The organism is Pseudomonas sp. W2-17 (assembly GCF_041060445.1).
In the GTDB taxonomy this organism is placed as follows: domain Bacteria; phylum Pseudomonadota; class Gammaproteobacteria; order Pseudomonadales; family Pseudomonadaceae; genus Aquipseudomonas.
Genome location: NZ_JAUFNS010000047.1, coordinates 1 through 1,854, shown reverse-complemented (window position 1 = coordinate 1,854; position 1,854 = coordinate 1). Strand labels below are relative to the sequence as shown.

Here is a 1,854-nt window from a genome sequence, read left to right as displayed (position 1 = left end):
TGACCAGGTGATCGACGGCAAGGTGCCAGACCCTACCGGCGGCGCTACCCACTACTACGCCACCACCATGCCGAAGGCGCCGGACTGGGCGGCCAAGGCGAAGCGGACACTGAAGCTGGGCAACCACGTTTTCTTCCGCGACGTGCCCTGACACCTCACTTGATCTCGACCAATTGGAGAACGCAGTGCAGACAACGACAAAAGAAGAAACATTCTCGCGCGCTTTGCGCGTCACGCTGGGCGTGAAAGCAAACGGAGGCTCGGTCGCGGTTCAGATCAAAATGGGCGACACCTGGGTGACGTCTGACACGCTGTGGAATGATGGCGCTTATCAACTCAACATTCCCCCGGCCACGGTGCGCTTCTTGCCGGCGGGCGGCGCCGCCTTTGAGGTGTTCGCATGAGTCTTCTCGCCGAGGGCCAGCAGACCCGCCGCCGCATCCGTCGTGGCCTGGGTCTGTTGGGCGACAGCTTCAGCGCAAACTGCCACACGATTGACCCGAAGGCATTCGGAACCGAGGCCTACGGCTACGCCGGTGCGATTGCTGCGCAGACCGGTCTTTTCCCAAGCTACCTGGACAATCAAGGGAAGGTCGGCGACAACTCCGGCCAGTTCATGCCGAGGCTCCCGTCGTGTCTGACGTCAGCCACTGCCGATCTGTGGATGCTGCTATCGCGTACCAATGACAGCACCACGCCTGCCATGACGCTGGCGGACAGCAAGGCAAACGTGATGAAGGCGATCATGGCGTTCCAGAATACGCCGGGCAAATACCTCATCGTCGGCACCGGTACGCCACGCTTCGGCACCAAGGCATTGACCGGCGCTGCGCTCACCGATGCGATCGCGTACAAGGACTGGGTGCTGGGCTACGTCCGGCAGTTCGTTCCGGTGGTCAACATCTGGGACGGCTTCACGCAGGATATGACTGTCGATGATCTGCACCCGAACCTGATCGGCGCCGACTTCATCCAATCCCGCTGCGTGCCAATCATCAATGCCAATTTCGAGTTCTTCGGCGTGCCGCTGCCCACGGATGCCGCCGATCTGTACTCGGCGATTCGCCCGTTCGGCTGCCTGAACGCCAACCCGCTGATGACCGGCACAACTGGAGTCATCAACGCATCGGTCAACCCAGTCGCCGGATCGGTGCTGGCGGATAACTACAAAGCAACTGGCTCAGGCCTAAACGGCATCACCACTCGCTGGTACAAAGAGCCGGCGGCATTCGGCGAGGCGCAGTGCATCGAGTTGGCCGGGACCATGGCGGCGGCCGGCGGGTACATCTATCTTCAGCCGGCGGCGAACGTGACGCTTTCGAATCTGCTGGCAGGGGACGTCATCGAGATGGTTTCGGCTCCGGAGATCGTTGGCAACAGCCGGGGCATCCTCGGCTGGGAGGCTGAGCTGATCATCACCAAGCCGGTAGCGAGTACGTCCACCACTATCTATTACCGCTCGATGGACAAGTACCAGGAGCCGTTCACGTTGCCCGCCAACTGGAAGGGCGCGTTGGAGACGCAGAGGTACACGGGCGACGTCACGGAAACGGCCGTCGCCGCCAGAATGGGGCTCTATTTGGCCGCGGGCATCAACCAAGACTCAAAAGTAAAAGCAGCTCAGTTCGGGATTCGTAAGGTCTGAGCCGAGCTTTGGTGCCAGCCTTTCTGCTTGAAAGGCCGGCCAAAAATAAGCGCCTCGCGACACAAAAGGAGCGGCCAGCAGGATGCGTCAACATCCAAGCTGGCCACCGAACCGCAGACTATCCCTGCAAGTCCAGCCAAGGCTCCCGCTCTGTGCACAAAGCGCGGCGAGCCTAGCACCTGTTTATCCATACAGTAAAGGCTTGCATA

3 protein-coding genes are annotated in these 1,854 nt (G+C 60.7%); all 3 read left to right on the top strand.

The features are described from left to right. Positions 1 to 151, top strand: a 151-nt coding sequence (locus tag QWI20_RS27380; protein ID WP_369308089.1) for a cell wall hydrolase, incomplete at its 5' end; no start/stop codon positions are given. Between the two features lie 34 nt (positions 152 to 185). Next, entirely contained in the window at positions 186 to 404 is a 219-nt protein-coding gene (locus QWI20_RS27375; RefSeq protein ID WP_369308088.1) for a hypothetical protein, read from the top strand. Next, positions 401 to 1,645 carry an SGNH/GDSL hydrolase family protein gene (locus QWI20_RS27370; RefSeq protein WP_369308087.1) on the top strand — a complete coding sequence of 415 codons (1,245 nt, stop codon included), beginning with the start codon at positions 401 to 403 and terminating at the stop codon, positions 1,643 to 1,645. Before QWI20_RS27375 ends, QWI20_RS27370 begins: the two co-directional genes overlap by 4 nt. The last annotated feature ends 209 nt before the right edge of the window (positions 1,646 to 1,854 follow it).